Annotated in this window: 21 protein-coding genes; 8 read left to right on the top strand and 13 right to left on the bottom strand. The window is 64.5% G+C overall.

Annotated elements, in window-relative coordinates:
- Positions 1-2: 2 nt before the first annotated feature.
- The 7 genes from ASC89_RS06950 to ASC89_RS06920 all read right to left on the bottom strand — a co-directional run bounded on the left by ASC89_RS06950 (position 3) and on the right by ASC89_RS06920 (position 8,738).
- A complete protein-coding gene (locus tag ASC89_RS06950) occupies positions 3-1,457 on the bottom strand; it encodes an aldehyde dehydrogenase family protein (RefSeq protein ID WP_055996134.1) in 1,455 nt (484 codons plus the stop codon).
- A gap of 28 nt (positions 1,458-1,485) precedes the next feature.
- Entirely contained in the window at positions 1,486-3,105 is a 1,620-nt protein-coding gene (locus ASC89_RS06945) for an ABC transporter ATP-binding protein (RefSeq protein ID WP_055996131.1), read from the bottom strand.
- Entirely contained in the window at positions 3,105-3,971 is an 867-nt protein-coding gene (locus ASC89_RS06940; protein ID WP_055878109.1) for an ABC transporter permease, read from the bottom strand. Before ASC89_RS06940 ends, ASC89_RS06945 begins: the two co-directional genes overlap by 1 nt.
- Complete coding sequence (locus ASC89_RS06935) at positions 3,968-4,915, bottom strand: ABC transporter permease (RefSeq protein WP_055996128.1); 948 nt, start codon at positions 4,913-4,915, stop codon at positions 3,968-3,970. Before ASC89_RS06935 ends, ASC89_RS06940 begins: the two co-directional genes overlap by 4 nt.
- 204 nt (positions 4,916-5,119) lie before the next feature.
- Positions 5,120-6,610 (bottom strand): ABC transporter substrate-binding protein, encoded by a 1,491-nt coding sequence (locus ASC89_RS06930; protein WP_055996125.1) that lies wholly within the window; start codon positions 6,608-6,610, stop codon positions 5,120-5,122.
- Between the two features lie 243 nt (positions 6,611-6,853).
- On the bottom strand, positions 6,854-8,164 hold the full coding sequence (locus ASC89_RS06925; RefSeq protein WP_055878114.1) for an acetylornithine deacetylase/succinyl-diaminopimelate desuccinylase family protein: 1,311 nt from the start codon (positions 8,162-8,164) through the stop codon (positions 6,854-6,856).
- Positions 8,165-8,354: 190 nt separating this feature from the next.
- Positions 8,355-8,738 (bottom strand): VOC family protein, encoded by a 384-nt coding sequence (locus tag ASC89_RS06920; RefSeq protein ID WP_055878116.1) that lies wholly within the window; start codon positions 8,736-8,738, stop codon positions 8,355-8,357.
- A 74-nt stretch (positions 8,739-8,812) separates the two neighbouring features.
- On the opposite strand from ASC89_RS06920, the gene ASC89_RS06915 reads away from it, so the two are divergent.
- A complete protein-coding gene (locus ASC89_RS06915; protein WP_055996123.1) occupies positions 8,813-9,448 on the top strand; it encodes a 5'-methylthioadenosine/S-adenosylhomocysteine nucleosidase in 636 nt (211 codons plus the stop codon).
- Here ASC89_RS06915 and ASC89_RS06910 read toward each other — a convergent pair whose 3' ends face one another.
- Complete coding sequence (locus ASC89_RS06910; protein ID WP_055996120.1) at positions 9,449-9,763, bottom strand: hypothetical protein; 315 nt, start codon at positions 9,761-9,763, stop codon at positions 9,449-9,451.
- A gap of 255 nt (positions 9,764-10,018) precedes the next feature.
- Here ASC89_RS06910 and ASC89_RS06905 point away from each other — a divergent pair, with 255 nt between their 5' ends.
- From ASC89_RS06905 to ASC89_RS06895, 3 genes are all read left to right on the top strand, one after another.
- Entirely contained in the window at positions 10,019-10,822 is an 804-nt protein-coding gene (locus ASC89_RS06905) for a DUF2189 domain-containing protein (RefSeq protein ID WP_055878122.1), read from the top strand.
- A gap of 148 nt (positions 10,823-10,970) precedes the next feature.
- On the top strand, positions 10,971-11,306 hold the full coding sequence (locus ASC89_RS06900; RefSeq protein WP_055878123.1) for a hypothetical protein: 336 nt from the start codon (positions 10,971-10,973) through the stop codon (positions 11,304-11,306).
- A gap of 97 nt (positions 11,307-11,403) precedes the next feature.
- Positions 11,404-11,901, top strand: a complete 498-nt coding sequence (locus ASC89_RS06895) for a cell wall hydrolase (protein ID WP_407065058.1) — start codon at positions 11,404-11,406, stop codon at positions 11,899-11,901.
- A gap of 216 nt (positions 11,902-12,117) precedes the next feature.
- Here ASC89_RS06895 and ASC89_RS06890 read toward each other — a convergent pair whose 3' ends face one another.
- Together ASC89_RS06890 and ASC89_RS06885 are read right to left on the bottom strand one after the other, a co-directional pair.
- Entirely contained in the window at positions 12,118-12,801 is a 684-nt protein-coding gene (locus ASC89_RS06890; RefSeq protein WP_055996114.1) for an exopolysaccharide biosynthesis protein, read from the bottom strand.
- A gap of 53 nt (positions 12,802-12,854) precedes the next feature.
- Positions 12,855-13,508 carry a DUF2076 domain-containing protein gene (locus ASC89_RS06885; protein WP_055996112.1) on the bottom strand — a complete coding sequence of 218 codons (654 nt, stop codon included), beginning with the start codon at positions 13,506-13,508 and terminating at the stop codon, positions 12,855-12,857.
- Between the two features lie 175 nt (positions 13,509-13,683).
- On the opposite strand from ASC89_RS06885, the gene ASC89_RS06880 reads away from it, so the two are divergent.
- A complete protein-coding gene (locus tag ASC89_RS06880) occupies positions 13,684-14,343 on the top strand; it encodes a sulfite oxidase-like oxidoreductase (protein ID WP_055996109.1) in 660 nt (219 codons plus the stop codon).
- A 98-nt stretch (positions 14,344-14,441) separates the two neighbouring features.
- On the opposite strand, the gene ASC89_RS06875 is transcribed toward ASC89_RS06880, so the two are convergent.
- Both ASC89_RS06875 and ASC89_RS06870 read right to left on the bottom strand, forming a co-directional pair.
- On the bottom strand, positions 14,442-14,945 hold the full coding sequence (locus ASC89_RS06875) for a DUF1993 family protein (protein WP_055878130.1): 504 nt from the start codon (positions 14,943-14,945) through the stop codon (positions 14,442-14,444).
- A 31-nt stretch (positions 14,946-14,976) separates the two neighbouring features.
- Positions 14,977-15,510 carry a hypothetical protein gene (locus ASC89_RS06870; RefSeq protein WP_156384533.1) on the bottom strand — a complete coding sequence of 178 codons (534 nt, stop codon included), beginning with the start codon at positions 15,508-15,510 and terminating at the stop codon, positions 14,977-14,979.
- A 124-nt stretch (positions 15,511-15,634) separates the two neighbouring features.
- On the opposite strand from ASC89_RS06870, the gene ASC89_RS06865 reads away from it, so the two are divergent.
- The 3 genes from ASC89_RS06865 to ASC89_RS06855 all read left to right on the top strand — a co-directional run bounded on the left by ASC89_RS06865 (position 15,635) and on the right by ASC89_RS06855 (position 18,831).
- Positions 15,635-16,333 carry a hypothetical protein gene (locus ASC89_RS06865; RefSeq protein WP_156384532.1) on the top strand — a complete coding sequence of 233 codons (699 nt, stop codon included), beginning with the start codon at positions 15,635-15,637 and terminating at the stop codon, positions 16,331-16,333.
- 157 nt (positions 16,334-16,490) lie between these two features.
- Positions 16,491-16,973, top strand: coding sequence for a hypothetical protein (locus ASC89_RS06860; protein WP_055996101.1), 483 nt, complete (start codon positions 16,491-16,493; stop codon positions 16,971-16,973).
- A 382-nt stretch (positions 16,974-17,355) separates the two neighbouring features.
- The gene (locus ASC89_RS06855; RefSeq protein ID WP_055878137.1) at positions 17,356-18,831 is read left to right on the top strand and encodes an AMP nucleosidase; all 1,476 of its coding nucleotides are present in this window, start codon (positions 17,356-17,358) and stop codon (positions 18,829-18,831) included.
- Here the strand turns inward: ASC89_RS06855 and ASC89_RS06850 are convergent, their stop codons facing one another.
- On the bottom strand, positions 18,832-19,545 hold the full coding sequence (locus ASC89_RS06850) for a hypothetical protein (protein WP_055996098.1): 714 nt from the start codon (positions 19,543-19,545) through the stop codon (positions 18,832-18,834). It abuts the gene before it with no gap.
- Positions 19,546-19,558: the final 13 nt, after the last annotated feature.

Genomic DNA, 19,558 nt, shown 5'->3' with positions numbered 1-19,558 from the left:
AATCACCCGTGCCATGCGGCCACTGTCTTCAACACCGAGAAGCCGTAGAGCGCCTCGAAACCCTTTTCGCGGCCGTGGCCGGACTTGCCGACGCCACCGAAGGGCAGCTCGACGCCGCCGCCCGCGCCGTAATTGTTGAGGAACACCTGGCCGGTCTTGATGGCTTTGGCCACCCGCATCTGCCGCCCGCCATCACGCGTCCAGACCCCGGCGACGAGGCCGAAATCCGTGCCGTTGGCGATGGCTATCGCTTCAGCCTCATCTTCGAACGGGATCACCACCTGCACCGGGCCGAAGATCTCGTCCTGCGCCAGCCGGTTGTCCGGGGAGACGCGGGAGAGCAGTGTCGGCGCCTGGTAGTGTCCACCCTGCGGCGCGTCGTCGACGACAGTACCCTCTGCCGCGATCTCGGCGCCGCCGAGGTCGGTAAGAAACCCGCCAACGATCTCCTTCTGCCGCTCCGACACCAGCGGGCCGAGATCGAGATCGGCGATGGCCGGCCCGACCCTCAGCGCCTGGTAGCGCCCGGCCATCCGCTGCAGCACCTCGTCATGGATCGACCGGTGCACCACGATACGCGAGCTGGCCGAACAGGTCTGGCCGGCATTCTGGATACCGGCATTGATCAGGAACGGCAGCGCGCGATCGAGATCGGCGTCTTCGAACACCAGTTGCGGCGACTTGCCGCCCAGCTCCAGCGTCACCGGCACGACATTGTTGGCCGCCGCGTGCTGGATCAGCTTGCCGACGCCGACCGAGCCAGTGAACGAGATGTGGTTGACGCCCGGATGGGCCGTCAGCGCAGCGCCGGCTTCCTCGCCCAGCCCCGGCACGACGTTCAGCGCGCCGGCTGGCAGCCCGGCTTCCTCGGCGATCTTGGCGAAAGCGATGGCGGTGAGGCAAGCCTCCTCCGCCGGTTTCAGCACCGCGGCATTGCCCATCGCCAGGGCACCGGTCACCGAGCGGCCGATGATCTGCATGGGGTAGTTCCAGGGGATGATGTGCGCTGTCACCCCATGCGGCTCGCGCAGCGTGTAGACAGTGTAGCCATCGAGATAGGGGATGGTCTCGCCGTGGATCTTGTCACAGGCGCCGCCGTAGAACTCGAGATAGCGCGCCAGCGCCAGCGCATCGGCCCTGGCCTGCTTCAGGGGCTTGCCGACATCCAGCGCCTCGATGCGCGCCAGGTCGTCGACCCGCTCCAGCACCTTCTGCCCGATGCGGCTGAGGATCCGGCCGCGCTCCGCCGCCGGTGTCCGCCCCCACTCGCCGACCAGCGCCGCTTGCGCTGCCGCGACAGCGGCATCGACGTCGGCCGCCTTGCCACGGGCGATCTGGCCGATGGTCTCGCCGGTCGAGGGATTCTCGATCGGCAGGTAGTCGCCGCCCTGCGGCGCGATCCAGCGGCCGCCGATGAAGCACTTGGTGGGATCGAAGAACAGGTTGAGGTCGGTCATCTTAAACTCGCATCTGCCGCGGCCGTGGCTATGCGCCCGCGGCCTCGCGCTTGGCAAGCGCGGCCTCGAGGTTAGGTGTCGCCGCCAGCAGCTCCTGCGTGTAGGGATGCTTTGGCGCCCGGAACACTTCCTCAGTCGCGCCCTCCTCGACGATCTTGCCGGCCCGCATCACCAGCACCCGGTCGGTGATGGAGCGGACCACGGCAAGGTCGTGCGAGATGAACAGGTAGCTGAGCTGCAGCCGGTCAGAGAGCTCGGCCAGGAGGTCCAGCACCTGCGCTCGCACCGAGACGTCGAGCGCCGACACCGCCTCATCGAGAATGATCAGGCTCGGCTCGATGATCAGCGCCCGGGCAATGGCGATGCGCTGCCGCTGGCCGCCGGAGAATTCGTGCACGTATTTCTCGCCATCAGTGGCCGACAGCCCAACCTCGTCCAGCGCCCGGGCGATGCGCTTGCTACGCTCCGCGCCTGATGGAGCTGCTGAGCCCAGCAGATGAAACGGCTCGCTGACCAGCCGGTCGACCCTGTGACGCGGGTTGAAGCTGCCATAGGGATCCTGGAACACCACCTGCAGGTGCCGGCGCGTGGCGAAACTGGCGCCTTTCTTCGGATCAATCGGCTCGCCTGATATGGCGATGCGACCGCCCTGGGTTGGCTCCAGCGCCATGATGGCGCGGGCCAGCGTGGACTTGCCGCAGCCGCTTTCGCCCACCAGCCCGACATTCTCGCCCTTCTCGATCCTGAGGCTCACACCGTCGACGGCGCGCAACACCTTGCGCTTTTCGAACAGCCCGCGCCGCGGCAGCGGGTATTCGCGCACGACGTTGTCCACGGCCAGCACCGGGCTGCCGCCAACCACGGCCGGCGGGATGCGTGGCGGGACGTGCGAGGAGGCCTCGAACAGCGCCTTCGAGTAGGGATGCTGCAGGGCGCGGAACAGCTGGACGGTCGGCCCTGCCTCCACCACCTCGCCCTGCCGCATGATCGACACCTTATCGGCGAGCCCGGCGATCACCCCGAGATCGTGGGTGATGAACAGCAGCCCCATGCCGTCTTCATCGACCAGCTTCTGCAGCAGCTTCAGGATCGCCGCCTGCGTCGTCACATCGAGCGCGGTGGTCGGCTCATCGGCGATCAGCAGTTTTGGCCGCATGGCGATGGCCATGGCTATCACCACACGCTGCCGCTGGCCGCCGCTCAGCTCGTGCGGATAGCGATCGAGTGGGAAGCGCGAGGTGGGCAGTTCGACCCGTTCGAGGGTCTGCCGCGCTACCTCCAGCGCCGCACGTCGCCCGAGCCCGCCATGCACCATGGCGGTTTCGGCCACCTGGTCGCCAATGGTCTTGACCGGGTTCAGCGCGGTCATCGGCTCCTGGAACACCATGCCGACGGTGCCGCCGCGGATCTTCCGCATCTCGGCATCCGGCAGCCCCAGGACTTCGCGGCCATCGAGCTTCACCGAACCCGATGTCGTCGCGCCGAACGGCAGCAGTTGCATGACACTCAGCGCCGTCATCGACTTGCCGGAGCCGCTCTCGCCGATGACCCCGAGAATTTCGCCGGCATCCACCGACAGGTCGATATCGCGCAGGATCGGGAACTTGCCGATCGACAGCTGCAGGTCCTTGACGTCGAGCAGCGCCATCAGCGGTTCCGCCTCAGGCGTGGATCAAAGATATCGCGCAGGCCGTCACCGAGGAGGTTCACACCCAGCACCATCAGCACGATGGTGAGGCCGGGCACCAGCGCGACGTGCGGCGCGAGACTGATCATGGTCTGGCTGTCGGCCAGCATCTTGCCCCAGCTTGGAGTTGGCGGCTGTACGCCGAGCCCGACATAGGCGAGCGCCGCTTCCGCGAGGATGCCGAGGGCGAACTGGATGGTCGCCTGTACCACCAGGGTGTTGAGGATGTTGGGCAGGATATGCTCGAACGAGATGCGCGCGGCGCCCTTCCCCGAAACCCGTGCCGCCATGATGAATTCGCGCTGCCACAGGCTCAGTGCCCCTGCCCGCGCCAGGCGAGCGAAGACCGGCATATTGTAGAGCCCGACCGCGATAATGGCGTTGATCGCGCCCGGCCCGAACACCGCAGTGATCAGGATGGCGATCAGCAGCGCCGGGAAGGCGAACACCAGGTCGTTGGCACGCATCAGCACGTCATCGAGCAGCGTGCCACGCTGCGCCGCGGCCCAAAGGCCGATCGGCACGCCGATCACCATGGCGACGGTCACAGCGATGAAGGCCACGGCGATCGAGGTGCGGGCGCCGACCATGATCATCGAGAGGATATCGCGGCCGAAATGGTCGGTGCCGAGCCAATGCTCCGCCGAAGGCGGCTTCAGCTTGTTGGGGATGTTCTGCAGCAGATAGTCGTAGGGCGTCCAGACGAACGAGAGCAGCGCCGCTATGACGAAGACCAGGGTGATCGCCGCACCGATGAGGAAGTTCGGCGAGCGGAGCGCCGCCTTCAGCAGGCTGTCGCGGGTGGCGGGCGCGGCAATGGCGCTCATCGCGTCGCCCTCCTGAGCCTGGGGTCAACCAGCGCGTAGGTGATGTCGACGAGGAAGGTGACGAGGATCACCGCGAACACCAGGAGCATTACCACCGATTTCACCACGATCAGGTCGCGCGAGGTGATGCCCTGGAACACCAGCCGGCCGAGCCCGGGCAGGAAGAAGACGTTCTCGATGATGATGGCCCCGGCGAGCAGGAACGAGAACTGCAAGCCGATGATGGTCAGCACCGGGATCAGGGCGTTACGCAGCGCATGCCGCCACAGCGTCTGCCCCTGGCTCAGGCCCTTGGCCCGGGCCGAACGGATGTAGTCCTCGCCCAGCGTATCGAGCAGCGACGAGCGCATGACGCGGGCGAGGATCGAGGCCTGCGGCAGTGCCAGCGCCACGGCCGGCAGGGTCAGTGCCTTCAGCGCCAGCAGCGGATCCTGCCAGCCGGGAAAGCCGCCAGCGGAGAACCATCGGAGGGTGATCGAGAACAGCAGCACCAGCAGCATGGCGAACCAGAAGTTCGGCACTGCGAGGCCGACCTGCGTCGCTCCCATGATGCCGACATCAGTGGCCGAGTTGCGCCTGACCGCCGCGAGGATGCCGACCGGAAAGGCGATCAGCGTCGACAGCGCCAGCGCATAGATGGCGAGTGGCAGCGAAATCCAGATGCGGTCGGCGATCAGCCCGGAGACCGGCACCTTGTAGGTGTAGCTGATGCCGAAATCGCCATGCAGCAGCCCCAGCACCCAGGTGAAATAGCGCTCGAGCAGCGGCCCATCGAGGCCGAGCGCGGTGCGGAGCGCCGCCGTCGCCTCAGGCGTGGCGTTGAGCCCGAGCATGAACTGCGCCGGATCACCCGGCACCACCTCGAGCACGAGGAAGATGACGATCGAAGCAGCGATCAGACTGAGGATGAGCGAGACCAGGCGGCCGAGGATGATGGAGGGCATTAGCTGGTGCCCTCGCTCGTGCAGTCGGCAACGATTGGCGTTTCCCCACAGATGTCATCCCAGCGAAAGCTGGGACCCATTTCTCCCCCCGAGCAGGCGGTGAGTTGGGTCCCGGCTTCCGCTGGGATGACATCGCTGCTGTGGGAGGGGCTGGTGATCAAACGCATCAGAGTGGGAGGCGGGCATTGCCCGCCTCCCAAACACTCACTCTTCCCACGACACGCCGGTGAGATCGGTCGCCTGCGTTGGGGCGTTCTCCCACATGCCCTTGAGCTTGGCGTTCTCGACCCCAACCTTGGCCAGTTCGAACAGGAAGCCGACGGCGTAGTTGTCGGCGAGGTTCTTTTCGGCGGCCTTGGTCAGCTCCGAACGCTTGGCGGGATCTGATGTCACGGCGAGGTCGGCGATGAGCTTGTTGAAGTCGGCATTGTTGTACTGGAAGTAGTAGCCGTCGCGCGCAAAAATCCCGATATCGTTGGGCTCGGTGTGCGAGATGATGGTCAGGTCGTAGTTCTTGTCAGTGAACACTTCGCTGAGCCACTGCGCCCATTCGAGGTTGGTCACTTCGGTCTTGATGCCGACCGCCGCCAGCTGGCTGGCGATGATCTCACCACCGCGACGGGCATAGCCCTCCACCGGCGGCAGCTTCAGCGACAGCGTCAGATCGGTGACGCCGGCCTCGGCCAGCAGCGCCTTCGACTTTTCCGGGTCGTAGTTCGACTGGGCGGTCAGGTCGATATAGTCGGGGTTGGCCGGCGACAGGAAGGTGCCGATCGGGGTGCCGTAGCCGAACATGGCGCCATCGATGATCGCCTGGCGGTCGATGGCGTGGGCGATGGCTTCGCGCACCTTGACGTTGTCCAGCGGCGCCTTGCCGTTGTTCATGGTCAGGATGGTCTCGCCTTCGGTCGAGCCGATCACCACGCGGAAGCGCGGATCGCTCTGGAACTGCGCCACCGTCTCGGGCGCCGGGAAGTTCGGGAAGGTGTCGACGTCGCCGGCCTGCAGCGCCGCAAAGGCAGCGGTCGGGTCGGCGATGAACTTGAAGGTTGCGCCTTCGAGCTTCACCGGGGTGCCCCAATAGGCCTGGTTCTTCTCGAGCGTGATGCTGTCGCCCTCGACACGGTCCTTGAAGCTGAACGGGCCGGTGCCGATCGGGTTGGTCTTGTTGGCGTCGGCGCTTTCCGGCGCCACGATCACCGCATCGCCCCAGGCGAGATTGTAGATCAGGTTGCCGTCGGGCTGTTTCAGCGTGACCTTGACGGTCGCCGGATCGACCACCTCCACCGAGGCGATCGAGGCGTAGAGCGCCTTCTGGGCGTTCAGCGAGCCCTCGGCATTGATGCGGTCGAGAGAGAACTTCACGTCATCGGCGTTGAAATCGGTGCCGTCGTGAAACTTGGCGCCCTCGACCAGGTGGAAGGTGTAAGTCAGGCCGTCCTCGGAAATGTCCCAGGATTTCGCCAGCGCCGGCACGACACTGCCATCGGCGATGATGCGGGTCAGGCCCTCAAAGACGTTGGCATAGAGCACTTCGTCGACGGCGGCCGCGGCCTCGGCAGTCGGGTCAAGGCTGGGCGGCTCGAGCACGAGGCCGACCTTCACGTCGGTCCGCGCCTGGGCGAATGCCGGCGTCATCGCGGTGGTCATTGCCAATGCGCCGGCGAGAGCCAGCACGACCAGTGATCTGCGCATGATTATCCCTTCTGTTTCCGACCGCTTACCCCCGCGGTCTTGAGGCGATCCTAGGATGCTTCCGGCTTCAGGTGAACCGGCTGCACGGCGCGATTTGCGCGTCACGCATAGCATAGCCACCACCGTACATCCTTTCACCGGGTCATTCCCGCGAAAGCGGGAATCTCCGTTCTGGGGCGCGCCGAGAGCGCGGCAAACAGAGGTTCCCGCTTTCGCGGGAATGGCTCCGTGGGCACAGCACGATCACGACTTGGGTCCCAACAAATCGAGCAGCGCCAGCGCCATGACCTTGGCCGAATCCAGCATGTCGTCGACGCCGACCCACTCGTCCGGTTGGTGCGCCAGATCGAGAATGCCAGGGCCATAGGCGATGCAGTTTTTCAGCCGGCCGATCCGGTCGATATGTTTCTGGTCGTAAGTGCCTGGCGAAACGACGTATTCCGGCGCGACCCCCATCACCTCGCCTATCGCCTTGGCGACCGAGCGCACCACCGGGGCGTCCTTCTCGGTCATGGTCGGCGAAATGGTCCAGAGGTCGCGGATCTCGTAGCTGAAACCCTGCCGCTCGGCCTTGAGCTTTTCGAGCAGGTCGATCACCTCCTGCCGCACCGCCGCCGGGCTCTCCTCGATCAGGTAGCGACGATCGATGACGATGCGGGCCGAATGCGCCACCACCGGCGCCGGAAAGCCGGTGAAACCGCCCTCGGGCTCAGCCTGTCCGCCGTGGATCGAGTTGATGTTCATGGTCGATTGCCGCGCCCCGGGCGGCACCACCGGCATGGCGGTGCGCTTGAGGCTCAGCGCCGGGTAGAGCACATCCTCGAACTGCCGCAGCACCTCGGCCATATGGCGGATGGCGCTGTCGCCGAGGAACGGCATGGAGCCATGGGCGATCCGGCCGAAGGTTTCGATCTCGGCCCACCAGACACCACGGTGGCCCAGGCAGATCCGATCCTTGTTCAGCGGCTCGGGAATGATGACGTGCTGCACGCGCTCCGGGGAGAAATAGCCCTGCTCGGCAAGATAGGCGACGCCGCCGAAGCCGCCGGTCTCTTCGTCGGCGGTGCCGGAAATCTCGATGGCGCCGCGATAGTCGGGCACAACGTCGGCAAACGCCTCGGCGGCGATGATCGAGGCGGCGAGGCCGCCCTTCATGTCGCAGGTGCCGCGACCATAGATTCGGCCATCTTTCAGTTCGCCACCGAAGGGCTCGAAGGTCCAGCCGCGGCCGACCTCCACCACGTCATGGTGCGAGTTGAAGTGCACCGTGTCGCCCGGCCCGGCGCCCTCACGACGCGCCACCACATTCCAGCGCGGGTACTTGTCGCTGTCGCCGGGCTTACCATCGGCACGAACCAATTCAACGGCATAGCCGCGTTTGCTCAAGCGACTTGCGAGGTAGTCGCAGATCTCACGGTAGTTGTTGCCCGGCGGATTGATCGTGGGGATGCGGATCAGGTCCTGCGTCAAGGCGATCAGGTCGTCGCGCCGGGAGTCAATTTCGGCAGTGAGGCGCGGCTTCACGTCAGCCGGCGTCGAAGGTGCAATCGTCATGGCGCGGCAGACTGTTGTCCGCCGCGCGTCCTGTCAATGCGGAGCCCACGCCGAACTTCACCCGTTCGTCGAACGGCTGAAGCTCCAGTTCTCCGGTTGGTCGCGCTTTCGATCCCCGGATCAAGTCCGAAGAGGAAAAGTCTGCAATCCCCGCCTTTGCGGGGACAGGCTTTTCCTGAAAACGCTCCGGTCAGTTCGGCTCGTCGCCGATGGCAAGGATGTTGCCCTCGGAATCCTTGAACCAGGCGCCGTGGTACGGGCCCATTTTGGCCATGCCGTTCTCAGTCTTCAGCCCGGGAAAGTCATATTCCTCGAACTTCACGCCGCGCGCCCTCAGCATCTGCATGTCGGCTGCGACATCCTTGGAACTGAACGCCATGGCGGTATTCTGCGCGGTGCCGGCGAACTGGGTCTCGTAGAGCTGGAAGCCGGTGCCGTCAGCGAGGCGGTAGACGATGCCGATCGGCAGCTCCTCGGCCGGCTCGAGGCCGAGCTTGTCGCGATACCAGGCCTTAGCCCGGGCGAGGTTGGAGGCCGGGATGGTCGAGTAGGCACGATGATCGGACAGAAGCATGTTCTCCTCCGTTGCATGAGCCGCTTTTCGAGCTTACGCCTCCGGCTCCAGCCTGAAAATCCGGACGAGTCCTCATGCCCTTTGCTTCCCGCACGCCCGGCGCGGCCGACATCCTGTATGTCATGGCGCTCGACAACGAGTACGGCCCGCACCTGCGCTCGCGCATCACGCCGCTGATGACGGGTGTGGGTCCGGTGGAAGCGGCGATCGTGGTCACGCACGCGCTCGCCAAGCTCGACGCCCAAGGCAAACTTCCGGCGCTGGTAGTGTCACTGGGTTCAGGAGGGTCGGCGAAGCTGGAGCAGACCGGGGTCTACCAGGCGACTTCGGTCGATTATCGCGACATGGACGCCTCGCCGCTCGGGTTCGAGCGGGGCGTGACGCCGCTCAGCGACCAACCGGCGGTCATTCCGCTCGGGCCGTTCGTTCCTGGCATCGCCAAGGCGACGCTGTCGACCGGCGCCAATGTGGTGTCGGGCGCGGCGTACCAAGGGATCGGTGCTGACATGGTGGATATGGAGACCTACGCTGTGCTGCGGGCCTGCCAGCGCTTCAAGGTACCGCTCATCGCACTGCGCGGTATCTCCGATGGCAACGAGGAGTTGGGCCATCTAGATGACTGGACGCGCTACCTGCACGTGGTCGACGAGAAGCTGGCGCATGCGGTCGACCTGCTGGAAGCAGCGATCGCCAGCGGAGCGCTGGAGTAGCTAGCGCTGCTTGTTCTTCCGGCTGCGCTGCCAGTTGGTCCACTTGCGCTGCACCCAGAAGCTCAGTCGGTTGAGCGGGCCCTGCAGGAACGGCAGGTCGAGCGCCAGGAGGAACAGGCCAAGCGGCAGCATCCAGACGCCAAGCAGCGGCAGGAAGCTGAACACGCCGCCCAGAATCAGCAGGATGCCGAGCGGGATGCGGACGATCCGCGAGGATGGCTTGCGGATCCACGCGAGAAAGCCGGTTGAAGCGGGTACAGCGCGGCCGATCCTGTCGAACTGCCGGTGCAGCCTCGCACCTTCCTTGCCTGTCATCGTGGTCCCCTTTTTCCCTGTGGTGGCAATGCATTTGGGCATCGGGGCCCGCGCATCAAACCGGCGACGGTCGCTTTTTGTCCGGTTCAGGACCTTGAAATCGAGGTTTCGTCCACCGCAGCACACGAAAGGCTTACTTCGACAGGATCGAAAAACCGGGCTAGGATGGTGTTCGAGACGCAGTGGCGGTTACCGCCGGGCGTAGCACACGCCAAGCGGCGACCGTCCTGGCTCCCCATTTCGAGGAGGATGGAGATGGTCGGCTTTCACGTGCTCACCAATGCGGAACGGCTCGATGTTCCCGAGATCCGCCGCATCGGCTTCGACGACCTCACGGGCGCCCTGGCCGAAGGCTGGCGCGATTTCTGGCAACGACCCTCGCACCTGGCCTTCCTGGGCCTGATCTATCCGCTAGTCGGCGCGATGCTGGCGGTCTGGACCTCCGGCAACAATTCCTGGCCATTGCTGTTCCCGTTGATTTCCGGCTTTGCGCTGGTCGGCCCCTTCCTGGCGCTGCCGATCTACGAGATGAGCCGGCGACAGGAGCAGGGTCTCGATACGCATTGGCGCGCCGCGTTCGAAGTGTTTCGTACCCCGGCCTTCGCCTCGATCGCCGCGCTCGGGGTGATGATGCTGATCGTCTTCACCGTCTGGCTGATGACGGCGCAGTTCATCTACGAGACCTTCTTCGGCCCGGGGTCGCCGCCGACGCTGATGGCTTTCGTCAACGAGGTGCTCACCACATCGGCGGGCCAGCAGCTGATGATCTGGGGCAACCTGATCGGCTTCGTGTTCGCGGCCTTCGTGCTCGCGACCATGGTGGTTTCGATCCCGCTGCTGCTCGATCGCGACCTCGGCACTGCCATCGCCGTGCAGACCTCGCTGCGGGTGACGCTGAAGAACCCGCTGCAGATCGCGGCCTGGGGCTTCATCGTTGCGGCGCTCCTGGTCATCGGCACGATTCCGCTGCTGGTCGGGCTCAGTATCGTGGTGCCGGTGCTCGGCCACGCCACGTGGCACCTCTACCGGCGTGCAGTGGTTCCGGCCGGCGCACGTTAACTATTCGTTAACGGATTACGCTCAAGTTTATCGAGCTTAAGTAGAGGGCAGGACGACGCTACCGACTGGTAGCCCTGCCCTCGCCCAGTTTCCGGAACTCCGAAAGCCGCTGTCGCGTTAGCACCTCACACATTGAGGAGCTTCAGCCATGGCCCATTCCCGCGGTTTCGACCTGTCCCACTTCACCGACGATGCCCAGGAACGCTTCGGCCGCCAATTCTCAAGCCTGGCGCGGGATGCGAGCCACCTGTCCGATGCGCTCAGTCGCTACAGCGCCGGCGCCCGGCACGATGTCGGCCACTTCGCTCACGATCTCGCGGATGGCGCGATGCATCAGGGCGCCGTCGCGGCACGGGTGCTCGGCAAGCAGGCGTGGAGGGCCGGCAAGGCGGTGCGCCGCGATCCGGCGCCGACCATGGCGGCGCTGGTCGGGCTCGCCTGCCTCGTCAGCCTGGTGATGGCATCGGGCAGCCGCCGGCGCTGATATCCTCAACGCACTCTTAACTCCACTACGTGCATTCTAGGAAGCACGGGCAGCGTCAGCCCGGCTCCTTAGTTGTGTTTGCGTTCTGGAGTCATCGTTGGCAGGATCACTCAAGCTGATGTTCGCGGCGCCGATGCTGTTGAGCCTCGTCGCCGGCTGCGCCACTTTCTCTCTTGGCGGTCTTTCCTCGCGCGATTGCCTGGCGCGCGCCATGTACTTCGAATCCAACCGCTCGAGCGAAGACGGCATGCTGGCCGTCGGCACGGTGGTGATGAACCGCGTCGCCGACAAGCGCTATCCGCAGTCGGTCTGCGGCGTCGTCGGGCAGAAAAACCAGTTCGCCCCCGGCGTGCTGAACAAGAAGATGACCGAGAAGCGCTCTGCCGCGCTCGCCTACAGCGTCGCCGACCGGGTGCTGCGCGGCGCTCGCCATCCGACGCTGTCGCACGACGTGAAGCACTTCCACACCGCCGGCTACCGCTTCTCGTACAACAACATGTTCTACGTGCTGGAAGCGGGCGGGAACAATTTCTACGAGAAGCGCAAAGCCGGAACCTTCACCAACGATCCGTTCTCGGCGCTGGCCTATTGGTGAGCGCTCTTGAGCATTTCACCCTTGGGTTGCGCTCGGTGATGGACCTGCCCACGGGGTCATCCCCGCGAAGGCGGGGACCAGTGGGATCTCTCGGCCTCAGCGGGTGCCGCAGCATCCCACCAGGTTCCCGCCTGCGCGGGAATGACGTCGGTGACAGGCTGAGACAGTGTGCCTCGCCGGATGGCGCCCACTGCTGCATCTCGAAGGTGAAACGCTCTAGACCGCCGGCACAGGCGGTGGTGCGCCCAGCCCGAAGAAGCTGAGTACCACGCCGACCGTCCAGCTGATCAGCACCCAGTAGATGCCGCCCACTACTATCGTCGAGACGATCCCCACCAGGGCGCCAAGCACGATCCAGATGCCGTCGCGCTCGAGCAGGCCAAGAGCAATGATGCAGATGGCGATCGACGGGGCCATGTTGGCGCCCGGGATCGGCAGCAGCACCAGCAGCGCCATGACGAAGGCCACGAACCCGGCGAAGTAAACCGCCGGGCGCTTCGCCAGAAACTCGAAGCGCGGCTTCATGATGCCTTCGGCGCGGGCCAGCCAGGGCGAGGCCGCTTTCATCACACGGTGGAAATCGACGCGGCTCAGCGACCGATCGGTGATGATACGCGGCAACCAGGCGTTCATCCCCAGCATCAGTTGGGCGGTGAGAAACACCAGCGGTGCGCCAACGACCGCCGAGACGCCGGGCGGCATCGGCAGAGCAGTGATGATGGCGAAGATGAACATCAGCGCGCCGAGCGCGCGACGCTTCAGCGCTTCGAGGAGATCGCCGATGGAGATCCGGTCCCGGTCCTCCGCCGTCGCAATTGCCATCAGGATGGCCGAGAGGCGATCCGCTCCCTCGGCCTTGTCTACCTTCGATAGGTCGATCTCAACATGCGGTTCTGTCATCGGCCGCGATCATGCCCAACGATTCCCCAATGCGGCAACCCCATGGGGCTGCGTCAGAAATCCCCACCCATGTCGAAGCCGCCGCCGTCGCCGCCACCGAAATCGCCCCAATCCCCGCCGGACTGATCGCCGCTGTCCTGGGCTGCGCCCTGATCCTGGTCGTTGACATTGTCGTTACCGGCGTCGGTGGCGGGCTGGTCGTTGGCCGAACTCTCGGCAGCATGCGCGCCGCCGGCGCCGAACAGCGAACCGATGGCGCTGCCGAGCAGCACACCGCCGGCGACGCCAAGCGCGGTCTGCGCTGCACCGGCGAGGAACCCACCGCCCTGCCCCACCTGGCCGCGCTGATAGCGGGTGTCGGCCGGATCGTCCTGGCGATCCCAGGGGCTGCGGCGCTGCACCTGCTGGTTGTCGTCGTAGCGATTCTGGCGGCCACGACCATCGTCGAACAGGCCACCGAACATGCCGCCGCGGCCTTTTTCCTCGACCTCACGTTCAAGCTCCTGAATACGCTGCTCAGCGACCTCCAGGGCGTGCTGCTGCACCAGAATGGTCTGCGCCATGTAGTAGGGCGCACCCGGCTGCCGGACGATCTCGCGATCGATCAGGTCCTGTGCCTCGGGGTCGCGCTGAGGGTTCTTGCGCTCGACATCGGCAAGCCGATCGAACAGGCCTTCGATGGCGCGGCGGTCTTCGGGGTTCAGCATCTTCACTCTCCAATGTTGAACAATCCCGGAAAACATGGGGACCATTGCCGGGCCTCACAATGGGTAGAGCGGCCATAATTGGACATGAGGGCGGTGCGGGGCTGCTAAGCGCAGGAATGTCCATTGACTTGCCGCACCGGTCGGCCAAGCTTTTAGCGAGAACAGAGAGGCCAGCATGTCCAGCGACGACGATCTCCCCGAAGACAGCAAACTCACCAAGACCAAGTCGCGCTGGGCCGAACTCGGCAAATTTCTCACCGGGCAACTGTCGCGGCCCGAAGATGACCGCCTGCCGCCGGGGCAGCACCTGGTGAAGAACTGGCCCATCCTCGACCTCGGGCAGACCCCGAACGTCGCCAAGGAGGTCTGGCGCCTCGATATCGCCGGTCAGGTCGAGCGCCCGCAGACCTGGTCATTCGACGATTTGATGGCGCAGCCGCAGGCCGACAAGCTCAGCGATATCCACTGCGTCACCAGTTGGTCGCGCTACGACAACCACTGGAAGGGCGTCACCACGCACCAGCTGATGGATGCGGTTGGAGTGAAGCCGGAGGCGCGCTTCGTGCTGTTCACCTCGAACGACGGCTACACCACCAACATGGCGATCGAGGATTTCGCCTCCGAGGACGCGCTGATCGCCCACACCTGGGAGAGCGAGCCACTCAGCCGCGACCACGGCGGCCCGGTGCGGCTGGTGGTGCCGCACCTCTATTTCTGGAAGAGCCCGAAATGGCTCAAGCGCATCGAGTTCGCCGAGCGTGACCACCGCGGCTTCTGGGAGGTGCGCGGCTATCACAACCACGCCGACCCGTGGAGGGAAGAGCGCTACTCCTGAGTGCCGCAGTCGGCAGTCGGCAGTCGGCAGTCGGCAGTCGGCAGTCGAGAATAGTTGCACGGAACGAAACCGCTACTGCCGACTGCCTATTCCCTACCTCAGCCGCCGGTGAAATCGCGCTTGCCGATCGGCACGCCGTTATGGCGCAGGATCGCGTAGGCGGAGGTGATGTGGAAGAAGATCTGCGGCACGGCATTGAGCGTCACATGCTCGATCGCCGGAACCTGAGTGTCCTCGCCGCGCACCTTCAGCGTCAGCGTCTTGCCCTCACTGCCGGCGAGATCGGCCTCAGAGAAGCTCGCAACGAACTCGAGTGCCTTCTTCACGCGAGCGCGCAGATCCACCAGCGTCGTCTCATTGTCTTCCCAGCTCGGCGGGGTGCGTCCGGTCAGCCGCGCCAGCGTGAACTTGATGCGGTCGGTGGTCGACTGCACCTGGAATGACAGCGGGTGCATGTCGGGCGCCAGCCGCGCCGACACCAGCACCTCCGGCTTGATCTTGCGCTCGGCGGCGTTGACCTCGGCCTTCACCAGGATGGCGTCGAGGTTGTTCAGGTAGCGCGTGAACACCGGAACGGTGATCGCGTACATGGAAAGCGACATAAGTAGTCCTCAGGGGTTGGTAGGCGGATGATCACCAGCTGTGGTCGACGCTACGCTCGCGGGGCGTGGGCTGGACGATGGAAGGCCAGTAATAGTCCTCGGGCAGGACCACCTGGAAGTCATAGGTAACCAGTTTATCGCCATCCACGGCGATAGCAATCGAGTGGGTGCCTACGGGATCGCCCGGCGCAACGCACCAGCTGTGGCTGAACCAGCCCTCCCCATCGAGTTCGGGCATAAAGGTGCGCGTCGCCACTTTGGCGTCGGCAGAAATATCGATGCCGTCATCGGGATCGGTGGCGAGGGTGCCCCAGTCCTCGAGCGGCATCGGCAGGCTCAGGGTTTCGGTGGCGGTTTTGGGCGCAGCGCCCTCAGCCAGCCGCACATGCCAGTTGTAGCAGGCGTTTCCCGGCAGCAGCGGCACGACCGTATCGTTCAGGACCTCGTCTTCGCCGGCATAGCGGAAGGTGACCTGAAACACCGAATCGATCATCTCGGCCGCCAAGGATGGGCCCGTGGCGAGCAGCGCAAGCAGCATTGCAGAGGTTGAAATCGGCAGACGCATAATCCCTCCTCGCGTGCCGGGCGAAACATAGCGACAAGCCGCTGAGGCCGGAAGCGATTTTGTGACGCCCACTCGCCTCGCCGCGCGACCGCTGACATAGTCCGGCGCACAAATGGAGGCCGACATGCGCCGTCTGATGACCATACTCGCCGCCCTGACCGCGACGTCCACGGCCTTCGCCCAGGCCGACGCAGGAACCGGGAGCTATGACGACTTCGTGCCGACCACCGAACTCAGTACGGGCACCGAAAACCCGCCCGACACTGCGCTGGTCCGCCGGCTGTTCACCCTCGCCTTTACCGAGCCCTGCAATGCGGCAATCGACGGCGGTTATGGAGGTACCGAACCGCGGGTGTTCGACCTTGAGTACGAGGGCAGCTACGACGAACCCGGAGCGCCAGCGCACAAATTTCGTCTCTATCAGTTCAACTGCAATGGCGGCGCCTACAATTTCAGCTCGGTGTTCTATGGCTGGGACGAGATCGACGGGCTGCAGCCGCTGAGCCTCGCATCGCCCAGCACTAAGCCGAGCTACGACGAAGCCGCCGGCGATGGCGACGGCAAGCTGATCAAGCTCGAGCTCACCGGAATGACCGCCAGCTTTCTCGTCACCAATGCCGACGTCGATGACAAATCGGGAACCATTGCCGCCACGGCTTACTGGCGCGGCATCGGTGATGCCTCGAGTATCGGCGTGTGGTCGCTGTCCGATGGCGAGTACCGATTGGTCAGCTATGACGTCGATGCTTCCTATGACGGTGAGCTGAACCCGATCCGGGTATTCGATCGTTCCGAGCCCGAGGACATTGCCTTGCCGAACTAGCCAGCATTGGCAGGCGAGGACTACGCGCAGATGCGCGAACCTTTCGGTAAGCATTGAAGCAATGTGAGCGCGTCGGTCATATTGTCCTCCGTTTCAAGGTGTTAGCCTCGCAACCGCGGACGCTGCCGACCTCCGGCAGCGCATTGGAGAAAGCCTCATGAGCGTCGTTCGGTATCTTGCCGGCATGGTCGCCGGCCTCATCATCATACTTGCCAGCTTCACCCCGACTTACGCGCAGGACATGGAAACACGGGTGATCGTGCCCGACGTGCCCGGCGGCGCCCTGTTTACCGGCTGCTACCAGGTGCAGCAGCGCCTCTACGGCCCCTATCGCATGACGTTCTGCCTCGAGCAGCGAGGCACTTACACGGTGCGTGGCGGCGGTGTACGGTGCGACGGTCGCCTGACCTGGAACGCCCGTGGCCGCGACATCAACATTCAGCTCAAGCGCACCTCGTGCGGCAATGGCGTCGCCTGGAGCGCCGATCGCATGACCTGCCGCGGCGGCAACCTGCTGCCGGCCTTCCTCGCTCGGATCATCGTTCCCGACCTGCCGGTGCTGCAGACGCTGCGCTGCACCTATACGCCGTCGGTTTCGAGCGAGCGCCCGATGCAGATCACGGCCCGTCGCATCGACTGACATCGCCGGCGTGTCGGCTGACATCGCCGGCGTGTCGGCTGACATCGCCCGCGTGTCTTCTGACATCGCGCCGTCATCGCCACAAAATAAGAGGGCCACGAACCATCTCTGGTTCGTGGCCCTGAGAAGCGCCGGCCGCACTGTTGAGGGCTTGGGGGCAGCGGCGGGCAACTTCTCCTGCGTTCACCGGTGCATGGGTCGTTTGCAGTAGTCCGATGAACTCCACTCTAAGATGGGTGTGCTTTGCGGCATGAAAAGTGCCTTCACCGGAAGGTGAAGAACATGAACAGCTCGTAAGGTGCGCCGATTGCCGAAGCGCCCCGAAACTCCTAAGGATGGGCTGCAAAGCGGTGCCGAGCATCGTCTTGCCAACGAGAAGAACATGGACACCATCACTCCGCCGGGCCTGCCGCAGAAGGCGTTCACCGATCCGCACGCCGCCTGGGCTTATGTCGCCGAGATCTACCACCGCAATACCGGCTTCATTCGCGAGCAACTGCTCGGCCTGACGCGCGGGCGCGTCCCCAAGGGCCGGGTGCGGGCGTTCTATCCGGAAGTGCAGGTCACCTCGCGCAGCTACGGCAAGACCGACAGCACCCTGCCCTATGGGTACCTGCACACGCCGGGCATCTATCGTACGACGATCACTGCGCCCGACCTGTTCAAGAACTACCTGATCGAGCAGTTCGAGGTGATCCTCAGGAACCATGGCGGCGCCATCGAGGTGGGCGAATCCTCGACCCGCATTCCGCTGCATTTCGCCATTCCCTCGACCGAGCGGATCGATGGCGAGGCGATCAACGCCCTGCCGATCCCGCTGCGCGACCTGTTCGACGTGCCGGACCTGCAGGACACCGACGACGAGATCGCCAACGGCACGTTCGTGCCGCCGCCCGGCGGCCCCTATCCGCTGGCACATTTCACCGCGCCGCGGGTCGACTATTCGCTGCAGCGGCTCAGCCACTACACCGGCACCGAAGCCGAGCATTTCCAGAACTTCGTGATCTTCACGAACTACGGCTTCTACATGGATGAGTTCGCCCGCGTGGCCGAACGCTACATGCAGGAGGGTCACCCGGAATATGACAGCTTCGTCGAACCCGGCGGCTTCGCGACCTTGAACCAGCGCCTCGGTGGCGGCACGTCGGGGCTGCGGGCCACGCGTACCCCGCAGATGCCGGCGCTGCACCTGACCATGCCACGCAACCGCGGCATCACCATCGTCAACATCGGCGTCGGGCCGTCCAACGCCAAGACCATCACCGACCATATCGCGGTGCTGCGGCCGCATGCCTGGATCATGCTCGGCCACTGCGCGGGTCTCCGCAACTCGCAGGAGCTGGGCGACTACGTGCTGGCCCACGCCTACCTGCGCGAAGACCATGTGCTCGACGCTGACCTGCCAGTGACGGTGCCGATCCCGGCGCTCGCCGAAGTGCAGGTGGCACTCGAAAAGGCAGTGGCCGAGATCACCCATCTCGAAGGCATCGAGACCAAGCGGATCATGCGCACCGGCACCGTCGCCACCTTCGACAACCGCAACTGGGAGCTGCGCGACCAGGCCTCGATCACCCGGCAGCTGTCGCAGTCCCGCGCCGTGGCGCTCGACATGGAATCGGCCACCATCGCCGCCAACGGCTTCAGGTTCCGCGTCCCCTACGGCACCCTGCTCTGCGTCTCCGACAAGCCGCTGCACGGCGAGCTGAAGCTCCCAGGCATGGCCTCGGACTTCTACCGCACCCAGGTCAACCGCCACTTCCAGATCGGCCTGAGGGCCATGGAGATTCTGCGCGACCAGCCGCCGGAGCGGCTGCATTCGCGTAAGCTCAGGAGCTTTGCCGAGACGGCGTTCCAGTAGCTATGCAGGATCGTTGCCGGTCGGTTTTTCATCTTCGTCAGATTCGTCGGTGGCGCTCTGACCAGCAAGGTAGTTGGCCAATCTTCCACCAATCGGTCTTGGCCTGTCCGTAGGAGCGTCCGGCTGTCCCGTTTGGCGCTTCAAAAACTGTCGTGATGTTACTCTCTCGTCGGGATCTAGTCCGGCACGCCGCATCGTGTCGTCGAGATAGCTCCCAACCCAACTGGCGCCCTCCTTTGCGAGTTCCAGCGCATCACGCCCATCGTAGGTGCCGCCCCGAATTAGGAGAACGCCCTGTAGGTCGATCGACTCGAGCAGAGAGGGATAGGTCTGCTTGCCATCCGGGGACAGATACGTCTCGTACGCGGAAAACTCGTACTCCTTCAGGATGTTGTGGCGCTCTCGATCGATGAAGTCCCAAAAGAGAGGATACTGAGACTTGTTCTGGCGCAACTCATTCCAAGAGCTCACCAGCGTCTCTTTGAGCGGACCTGGGAGGCAACTCCGCGCATCATGACGCATCATGTGGATCGACGTCTTGAGCAGCGAACATACGCCGGCCCAATACACCTTCCACCGCGACAACGTCATGCCCTCTGCAGGATAGTTCTCGAGAGCAAAGCGCACATCAAAGTAGGCGCGGTAACTGCGGAGGTAGTACTTCACCTCCGTCGTAAAGTCGTATGTAGAGGTCGGAAGTGTCACGTCGAACACGCCCCCGGCATAG

The organism is Devosia sp. Root413D1 (genome assembly GCF_001425235.1).
GTDB lineage: Bacteria > Pseudomonadota > Alphaproteobacteria > Rhizobiales > Devosiaceae > Devosia_A.
The sequence above is the reverse complement of the archived record's forward strand: the minus strand, read 5'-3'. Positions and strand labels throughout refer to the sequence as shown.

Coding starts and splice junctions, on each gene's coding strand:
- ASC89_RS06950 (WP_055996134.1), bottom strand. CDS start 1,457: ATGACCGACCTCAACCTGTTCTTCGATCCCACCAAGTGCTTCATCGGC.
- ASC89_RS06945 (WP_055996131.1), bottom strand. CDS start 3,105: ATGGCGCTGCTCGACGTCAAGGACCTGCAGCTGTCGATCGGCAAGTTC.
- ASC89_RS06940 (WP_055878109.1), bottom strand. CDS start 3,971: ATGAGCGCCATTGCCGCGCCCGCCACCCGCGACAGCCTGCTGAAGGCG.
- ASC89_RS06935 (WP_055996128.1), bottom strand. CDS start 4,915: ATGCCCTCCATCATCCTCGGCCGCCTGGTCTCGCTCATCCTCAGTCTG.
- ASC89_RS06930 (WP_055996125.1), bottom strand. CDS start 6,610: ATGCGCAGATCACTGGTCGTGCTGGCTCTCGCCGGCGCATTGGCAATG.
- ASC89_RS06925 (WP_055878114.1), bottom strand. CDS start 8,164: ATGACGATTGCACCTTCGACGCCGGCTGACGTGAAGCCGCGCCTCACT.
- ASC89_RS06920 (WP_055878116.1), bottom strand. CDS start 8,738: ATGCTTCTGTCCGATCATCGTGCCTACTCGACCATCCCGGCCTCCAAC.
- ASC89_RS06915 (WP_055996123.1), top strand. CDS start 8,813: ATGCCCTTTGCTTCCCGCACGCCCGGCGCGGCCGACATCCTGTATGTC.
- ASC89_RS06910 (WP_055996120.1), bottom strand. CDS start 9,763: ATGACAGGCAAGGAAGGTGCGAGGCTGCACCGGCAGTTCGACAGGATC.
- ASC89_RS06905 (WP_055878122.1), top strand. CDS start 10,019: ATGGTCGGCTTTCACGTGCTCACCAATGCGGAACGGCTCGATGTTCCC.
- ASC89_RS06900 (WP_055878123.1), top strand. CDS start 10,971: ATGGCCCATTCCCGCGGTTTCGACCTGTCCCACTTCACCGACGATGCC.
- ASC89_RS06890 (WP_055996114.1), bottom strand. CDS start 12,801: ATGACAGAACCGCATGTTGAGATCGACCTATCGAAGGTAGACAAGGCC.
- ASC89_RS06885 (WP_055996112.1), bottom strand. CDS start 13,508: ATGCTGAACCCCGAAGACCGCCGCGCCATCGAAGGCCTGTTCGATCGG.
- ASC89_RS06880 (WP_055996109.1), top strand. CDS start 13,684: ATGTCCAGCGACGACGATCTCCCCGAAGACAGCAAACTCACCAAGACC.
- ASC89_RS06875 (WP_055878130.1), bottom strand. CDS start 14,945: ATGTCGCTTTCCATGTACGCGATCACCGTTCCGGTGTTCACGCGCTAC.
- ASC89_RS06870 (WP_156384533.1), bottom strand. CDS start 15,510: ATGCGTCTGCCGATTTCAACCTCTGCAATGCTGCTTGCGCTGCTCGCC.
- ASC89_RS06865 (WP_156384532.1), top strand. CDS start 15,635: ATGCGCCGTCTGATGACCATACTCGCCGCCCTGACCGCGACGTCCACG.
- ASC89_RS06860 (WP_055996101.1), top strand. CDS start 16,491: ATGAGCGTCGTTCGGTATCTTGCCGGCATGGTCGCCGGCCTCATCATC.
- ASC89_RS06855 (WP_055878137.1), top strand. CDS start 17,356: ATGGACACCATCACTCCGCCGGGCCTGCCGCAGAAGGCGTTCACCGAT.